Here is an 8,241-nt window from a genome sequence, read left to right as displayed (position 1 = left end):
GGAAGGGGCTCGAGCTAAGCGGGGAAGGGGTGGCGCTGGCCACCTACGTCCCCTCACCCCAGCGCCTTGAGCAATTCCCTCCGCAGGTTAGGGTTTGATTGCCAGGGGTTGTACGCAAGACGCGAGGGATGGGTCATCGGCGAGTCTGGCGCTTTGGAAAAGCGCGATAAAATTAGGGCATGCTGCACTACCCTGAATTGCCCCTGGGCAGCGACCTGATCGACGCCGAGCTGCCAGGGCTCGACGGCGTGCTTGTGAGGCTTTCGAGTTTTTCCGAACCCCTGCTGGCGGTGGTCTTCATGTGCAACCACTGCCCTTACGTCAAGGGTTCCATAGCTGAAATAGTTTCACTGAGCCAGCGCTTTGCCGGTCAGGTGGCTTTCGTGGGGATCAACCCCAACGACTACGAGCGCTACCCCGAGGACTCCCCCCAGGCTATGAGAGATTTTGCCGACCAGCACGGCATTCGCTTCCCTTACCTGCTCGATGAGAGCCAGGAGGTGGCCCGCGCTTACCAGGCCCAGCGCACCCCGGAGGTCTTCCTCTTCGACGCGAAGCGCAAGCTGCGCTATCACGGGCGGGTGAACGATACGCCCAAGAACCCCGAAGCGGTCACGGAGCACACCCTCGAGCTCGCCCTTCGCGCCCTGCTGGCCGGGCAGGAGCCGCCAATAGCCCAGGCCCCGGCGCTGGGATGCAGCATCAAGTGGAAGCCGGGCTATGAACCTGCGATCCAGATTCAGGGTTGAACGGTGTTCATATTCCAGATCGAGAACTTGAAGCTGCCGGGGCTCTTACCAGGCCATACGGCGACAAGAATGACCTTCTCCTGAGGAGTCCTTGCTGCCTCTTTTGCATGGGGGCTTCCCCTGTCAAGCTCCATGGCTTGATGTTTATTTAACACAAACCTCATTTGGCCTCGTTGCTACACTTACGGGCGCGGAGGCTTTCGACTTCGCCTTTGAGGAGAGCGATGAAGCGGCTGTGGGTGATGCTAATCGGACTTGTGGCAGCTGTGGCGTTTGCCAAGGATCCCCTGGCCATCGAGGCCAGGACCTACCGGGTCGTGCAGGCCCAGCAGGACGGCAAAACGGTGGAGCGCCTCGAGGAAGCCCTGGGTGTGAAGCCTGGGGAAGTGCTGGAGTTTCAATACGAGGTCAGCAACACCACCATCGACCCCCTGCGGGGTGTGGTGGTCACGGTGGATCTCATCAAGATCGGAGGGCTGGGCCCGGACGGCTCCAAAGCGCTGGCCTACCTGCCTGCCACCGCCAGCGTGCTCAAGCTGGGGGAACTCACCCTGACCCCCGAGTTCAGCTACGACGGCGGCAGGACCTACGGTAAAGCTCCACTCTTCCGCAAAGTCAAGCAACTCGAAGGCGGCAAGGAAATCGAGAAAGAGGTAGAGGTCAGGCCCGAGGAGTACACCCACATTCGCTGGGTTATCCCTCAGCTTGGGTCCAATTCCAAAATCCTGCTCAAGCTTCGTGTCGTCGTGCGTTAGTCGTTCGTCGGGCTTTCGTCGGGCGGCAAAGGCGCATACATCAGGTGTTTACAAGCGTTCATAGGAGGAACATGAAGCGACTTCTCAGCGTCTTCGGCATCTTGCTCGTTTTGGGGATGGGGTTCGCGCAAGGTACCCCTGCCGGGACGAGCATCCAGAACCAGGCTTCGGCCACTTACCTGGACTCGGCCAACCAGAGCCGCTCCACCACCTCCAACCAGGTGGTCACGGTGGTGCAACAGGTCTACGCCTTCACCATCACCCCCGACGGCACCACCAGCACCCCCGGCCAGAGCCGCAACGCCCTGCCGGGGGCCCAGGTCATCTTCGCCTACACCGTGACCAACAACGGCAACGGCACCGATGCCATTAGCCTGAGCACCACTCAGGCCAGCAGCGGGGACAACTTCGACCTCAGCTCGGTGAGCATCGTGCGCGACGCCAACTGCAACGGCGTGGTGGACTCCGGGGAACCTACCGTCTCCAGCGTGTCCCTGGCCCAGGGGGCTCAGGCCTGCGTGCTGGTGCTGGGCACCATCCCCGCCACTCGAGCCGACGGTGATACCGCGTTGATCAACCTCGAGGGCACCTCCTCGGGCGGCCCCACCGACACCAACAACTGGGCCCGCGCGGTGGCCAAGACCGCGGCGGCACTGGACATCACCAAAGCCGCCAGCCCCAGCGGCACGGTGAGTCCTGGTGTGAGCATCACCTACACCATCAGCGGTCAGAACCGCGGCGGCAGCGCGGCCAGCGGCGTGAGCGTGAGCGGCCTCTCGGGCACGGGCATCCTCATCTCCGACCCCATTCCGGTGGGCCTGACGGTGAGCAGCCTGCCAAGCGGCTCGGCGGGCGCGGGCAGCGTGCAGATCGTGAAGTCCACCGACGAGGGAGCCACCTGGTCAGCCCTGGTGGCCGGCAACCTCCCCCTGACCGGGGCCGACGCCGACAGCGACAGTGTACCTGACGTGCTGGTGGGCATGTACATCTCGGGCAGCGGAGCCTTCTTCCCCCAGAATGCCTCCTACACCTTCAGCTTCAGCGCCACGGTTCCTGCAGCGGCGGCCCAGGGTACCGTCTACCGCAACACCGCCACCTTGCGCTACAGCGACGGCAGCGCCCAGACCCTCACCTCCAACACCACCACCAACACCGTTGGCTCGAGCTACGCCGTGGTGGTGGGGCCCTTTGGCTATCCGGCGGGTGGCGCGTCCGGCAGCTACGCCTCGGGCAGCTACACCATCACCCGCAGCGGCGACAGCCAGAGCGTGGCCTCGGTGTACTCTGGCACCACGGTCATCTTCAAGCACACCCTGCGCAACGACGCCAACACCGCCGACAGCTTCAACCTGGCCTACAGCGGTGCGCCCGCGGGCTGGGTCTGCCGCCTGGCCCAGACCGACGGCACGCCCATCAGCGGGGCGGTGGGCCCCTTCGCGGCGGGTGCGACCTTCGACTTTGAGCTCGAGTGCACCGTGCCGGCCTCCTACACCAGCGGCTCGGCCCTCAATATCAGCGTAAGCGCCACCTCGGTCAGCGACTCCAGCAAGAGCGACGCCACCACCGACACCGTCGGCGCCGTGGCCCTGGGCTACGCCCTCGACCTCGCGGCCCACGGCAACGCGGGCGACGGCAACGCGGCCAACGACAACCCCGCGCCCCAGAGCGCCAACCCTGGCAGCACGCTCAACATCCCCTTCGACGTGCGCAACACCGGGCAGGTGGCCGACAGCTACAACTTCAGCGCTTCGGTGCCCTCGGGCTGGAGCATCGCCTACTACCCCGACGCCAACTGCGACGGTGCCATGGACAGCCCCCTGCCCGCGCCGGTCTCCGGTAGCGGCCTGACCAACCCCGCGACCACCAAGTGCTTCATCGCCGTGCTCAGCGTGCCCGCCGGGGCTGCCCCTGGGTCGAACCCGGTGAGCATCACCGCCACCAGCACCACCGTGGCGAGCGTGCAGGACAGCATCAGCACCACCATCACCGTCAACGAGGTGCGGGCGTTGCTCTTCGACCCCGACCGCGCGGGCACGGTGACCACTCCCGGCACCATCGTCTACACCCACAACCTCGTCAACAACGGCAATGCCAGCGCCAGCGTGTCCATCCCGGCCTTCACCTCGGCCTACGGTTGGACCTATCAGTTCTCCACCGACGGCGGGGCCACCTGGAGCAGCAGCGTCGCCGGCCTCAGCGTGCCCGCCGGAGGCACCCCGGTGGTGGTGCAGGTGCGGGTGATCGTGCCGGCGGGCGAGCCCGTGGGCCGCAGCGAAGCGGCCACCCTGAGCGCCACGGCCACCTACCCCAGCGGCAACACCGCCTCGGATACTGCCACCGACACCACCACCGTGGTTTCGGGCGAACTGCGCTTGCAGAAGAGCGGGGTGAGCTACGTGGGCAACGCTGAGACCACCGTGCGCAGCGCCACCGCCGCCACGGCCTACCCCGGTGACCGCATCGTCTACACCATCAACGCCAAGAACATCGGCACGGCCAACCTGAGCTACGTGCGCGTCTCCGATCCGCTGCCTGCCTACACCAACTTCGTCTCGGTCAGCGCCAGCGTGAGCGGCGTGAGCGGCAGCGTGCTCTACTCCACCGACGGCAGCACCTGGAGCGCCACGGCGCCCTCGAGCCTGAGTGCTGGTGGCGTGATCTACGTGGGCGTGGACACCAACGGCGATAGCACCATCACCGCCGCCGACATCCTGCCCCCCTCGGCAGAGATCGTCATCACCCTCAAGGTGGTGGTCCAGTAACCCTGATCCCTCACCGAGCCCCCGCCTCCGTGGACGGGGGCTCGGGTTTACAAACACCTATCGAATAAACGGAAGAAGCTTTGGATGCGAAGTTCGCACTGAAGTACTTAGGGGCGGCCTCGAGGTTCAAGGGCAGGGCACACGAGCGTTACGGGATGTTCAATTTTGACAGACGTAACGCTTGTTCTCGGGCAGAATTTAGGAGAGTTGTGGCGAAGCCTTTGCGAATTTTGACCGTCGCGCTGTTGTTTAGCCTGGCCTGGGCCCAGAGCCCGGCTGGGACGGTCATCCGCAACCAGGCTTCGGCTACGGTGGGTAGCGAGACCTACCTTTCCAACGTAGTAGAGACCGAAGTGCTGCCGCTGTGCGCGGCGGCCCTGAGCCCTGGCGGAACCCCCGCCGCTCCGGGTCAGCGGGCGGTGGCTCCGGCGGGGGGTTTCGCGTACTTCGCCTACTTGCTGCAGAACGCGGGCAACGCCAGCTTCGAGTTCAACCTCTCCTGGAAACAGGAGCCCACTCCCTGGACCCCCACGGTCGCGCTCTATCACGACTTCAACGCCAACGGCCAGCGTGACCCTGGGGAACCCTCGCTCGGTCGTCTGACCCTCGCACCCGGAGCCTCGGCGCGGCTGGTGCTCGAGGTCCGGCTGCCGGCTGACGCCAGCGGCCAACTCGACCTCACCCCTGTCGCCACCTGCCCCACCGGGGAGCAGGACGCCGACAACTATGCCCGCGTGGTCGTGGGGGCAGGAGCGGCGCTCAACCTGGAAAAGTCGGTTGACCAAAGCCTGGTTCAGCCAGGTGGCGAGGTGGAATTCACCGTGCGGGTGCGCAACAGCGGCTCGCAGGCCACCGGAGGCGAGGTGCTGGTCGGCGACGCCCTCGACGCGCCCACCTTGGCCGGGCTGCGCTACGTCGCGGGCTCGGCTCAGGCCCCCAAGGGGGTGCTCGAGTACTCCGACGACGGGCTCGCCTGGAGCTCCACCCCGCCCGCCCAGGTGAGCCGCCTGCGCCTGCGCCTGGGGGGGCTCGAGGCCGGGGAGCAGGCTTACTTCACCTTCCGCATGCGGGCCGATGCCCAGGTCGCGCCAGGTCTACGGTCCAACCTGGCGCGGGCCGAGGGGCCGGGTGGCCCTGCCGAGGCCGAGGCCGTGTTCCAGATCGCCGCGCTCTACGCCCACTACCTGGGGCCGCAAGGCAACCCCCGCGCCACCCCCGGCGGGGAAGGCAGTGCCGACGATCGCCAGCAGGCTTACGCGTTCCTGGGCCGCCCGCTGTGCTTCGTCCACAGCCTCGAGAACGCCGGAAATAGCCCCGACAGCTATACCCTGGCCGCCACCCTGCCCCAGGGCGTGGGGCTGAGCCTGCAAGCCCTCGACGGCACCCCTCTCGCGCAGCCGCTGCTGCTGGGGAGTGGCCAGACGCTGGACTTCCGGGCTTGCTACAGCTTTGTCCAAACTACGAGCACTGCGCAGGACCTCGTGCTCGAGGCCCGCTCCGCGCTGGGTGGGGGCACCAACCGCACCACCGACCGGGTGCTCTCGGTCTTCGACCCCAGCGCCCTGCGGCTGCAAAAGGACGTGGACCAGAGCGTGGTCGTGCCCGACGGCAGCCTGACCTACACCCTGCGCCTCGAGAACACCCTGCCCTTTGCCCTCACCAGTGTCGTCGTCGCCGACGTGCTCGACCCGAGCTTGGGCTTCGTCTCCGCTGATGGTGGTGGGGTTTTTGACCCCGCTACCCGCCAGGTGAACTGGAGCCTGCCCAGCATCCCGGCCAATTCCAGCCTCACCCTCACCCTGCGGGCGCGCGTCCTGCCCTCCGCGCCCGAGGGCAGCGAGGTGCGCAACCGCTTCAGCCTGGCCTCGAGCGAGATCGCTCAGCCGCTTTCCTCCAACACCGTCAGCACCCAGGTGATCTCGGCCCAGATCCTGCTGCAGAAGTCGGTGAGCCCCCAGAAGGCGGTGGTAGGCGACCTGCTGACCTACACCTTGCAGTTGACGAATACCGGGAAGGTGGCCCTGGAGGTGCGGCTGGTGGATACCCCGGCGCCAGGGCTCGAATACCAGAAGGGCTCGAGCGCCTTCAGCGGCACTTCCCAGGCTTCCTTCGAGCCCCAGGGGAACGGGCCGCTGGTGTGGACGGGGCTCAGGCTCGAGCCCGGCCAGACCCTCACCCTCACCTACCGCATGCGGGTGCTGCCCGGCGCAGGCCCTGAGCTCAGGAACGTGGCCCAGGCCCAGGCTGCCCTCAGCGGCGGCCCGGTGGTCAGCGAGGCCGAGAGCAGCGCGCTGGTGAGCGTGGTGCCGGGTGTGTTTACCCCTCCCGATACCCTGCTGGGCCGGGTTTTCCTCGACGCCGACCGGGACGGGCGCTTTACCCCTGGCCGCGACCTGCCCCTGCCCGGAGTCCGCCTGGTCCTGGGCAATGGCTGGCAGGTAGTCACCGACGCGGAAGGTCGCTATGCCTTCCGCAACCTGGGCGGTGGGGTCTGGACGCTGATGCTCGACCCGGCCTCGGCCCCCTTCCTGCCCCTGCCGCACCCCGAGCGCCTGGGCAGCGGCTACCAGCACCGAGTACGGGTGACGGGCCTCACCGTGAGCGACTTTCCCCTCGAGATGCCCCTGGGCTTGGCCCGTGCGACGCGCGAGACGGTGCTCGAGTTCGGCCCTTTGCGCCTCACCAAGCGGATGCTCCCCCTCCCCGGCGGCGGCTGGCGGGTGGTGCTGGTGCTCAAGACCGGCGAGCCCCTGCGCGAGTTCACCCTCACCGACCCCCTCCCCGGCGGCGGCGAGCGCACCTTCACCTTCGAGGTGCTCGAGGGCGAGCACACCCTCACCTACGACCTGCCCCCTGGCGTACCGGGCCTGCCCGGTCCCGAAGGGAGTGGTAAGACTGCTGAACTGACCGATCCCCAGGTGCGCTGGAGGTATCCGTGAGAGGGTCGTACGTCGGGCGTCGTACGCTCAACGCCTTTGGCCTTTGGCTATCGGCATATTTTAGCCCACGACCTATCCTGGCCCTGCTGTTGGCCCTCAGCCTTCCCGTCCTCGCCCAGGCCCGCACCGACCTCAAGGGCATCGTGCCGGGGGATGAGCTGGGCTGGGAGAGCAGCGAACTCGAGGCTGCCGTGGTCGTGAGCAAGGCCACCATCCTCAACCTGCAGATCTACTCGCCGGGCTTCGACCCCAAGGACTACCGCTCGGCGCTCAAGGGCGCGCCCGAGCTGGGCGACGAGCGCTACGACAAGGGTAAAGGGCGGGTGCGCTCGGAGTTCGTGCTGCTGCGGGATGGCAAGGAACTCGCCCGCCAGAGCTTCGGGGTGGAGCCCCACCGCTGGGTGCTGTTCTTCCGCGGGCAGGTGCAGCCGGGGGTCTACCAGGTCAAGGCCCGGCTCTACGGCCTGGCCAAGAACGCCTTCCGCTACCGCATTCAGACCAGCGTACCCCAGGCGGCCAGCCTGGTGGTCGAGCCAGGCTTGCAGCTTTACGACGTCCGCCCCACCGACTACTACAACGTCCGCACCGACCCCCAGGCCAAGAACCGCGTATGGGCCGAACCCTTCACCCTCGAGGTCGCCCCCGAGGTGCTGCCCTTGAAGGTGAGCTTCTACGACGAGGACGGCGCATCTGAACTCGAGGGCCGGGTGCGCTACGAGGGCGGCAAGACCCAGAGCCGCCCGGTCTCGGGCGACCGCGCCTGGGCCGACTTCAGCCTCACCCGTGCGGGGCGGGTGGTCTTCGGCTTCCGCCAGCCCCCCACCGCCAAGCAATACTCCAACACCATTGGCTTCCGGGTGGAGGGCTGCATCCAGGTCGAACGCGATTTCCTGCGCGTGGTGCCGCCGCGTCCGGTGCAGATCTCGGTGGTGGACGACCAAGGGCGGAGCCTGGCCCTCCAGCCGCACCGAGCGGATCAGGCGGCCCTCGAGCCGCGGCTGGAGGGCCGCCTGATCCGCTCGGTGCGGCTGGGCGA

The 8,241-nt window shown here is 67.1% G+C and carries 4 protein-coding genes and 1 pseudogene; all 5 read left to right on the top strand.

Annotated features, from left to right (window positions below; genetic code table 11):
* The first annotated feature begins 179 nt into the window (after positions 1–179).
* Complete coding sequence (locus Mrose_RS17060) at positions 180–749, top strand: thioredoxin family protein (RefSeq protein ID WP_119280314.1); 570 nt, start codon at positions 180–182, stop codon at positions 747–749.
* A 224-nt stretch (positions 750–973) separates the two neighbouring features.
* Positions 974–1,504 carry a hypothetical protein gene (locus Mrose_RS17055; protein WP_119280312.1) on the top strand — a complete coding sequence of 177 codons (531 nt, stop codon included), beginning with the start codon at positions 974–976 and terminating at the stop codon, positions 1,502–1,504.
* A 71-nt stretch (positions 1,505–1,575) separates the two neighbouring features.
* Positions 1,576–4,266 (top strand): DUF11 domain-containing protein, encoded by a 2,691-nt coding sequence (locus Mrose_RS17050; RefSeq protein WP_119280310.1) that lies wholly within the window; start codon positions 1,576–1,578, stop codon positions 4,264–4,266.
* A 209-nt stretch (positions 4,267–4,475) separates the two neighbouring features.
* Positions 4,476–7,205 carry a DUF11 domain-containing protein gene (locus Mrose_RS17045; RefSeq protein WP_182482889.1) on the top strand — a complete coding sequence of 910 codons (2,730 nt, stop codon included), beginning with the start codon at positions 4,476–4,478 and terminating at the stop codon, positions 7,203–7,205.
* A gap of 89 nt (positions 7,206–7,294) precedes the next feature.
* A pseudogene (locus tag Mrose_RS17040) lies at positions 7,295–8,241 on the top strand (hypothetical protein); the annotation flags it as partial.

It is taken from the genome of Calidithermus roseus (genome assembly GCF_003574095.1).
In the GTDB taxonomy this organism is placed as follows: Bacteria; Deinococcota; Deinococci; order Deinococcales; family Thermaceae; genus Calidithermus; species Calidithermus roseus.
Note: the sequence above shows the minus strand (reverse complement) of the source record. Positions and strands in the feature narration are given on the sequence as shown.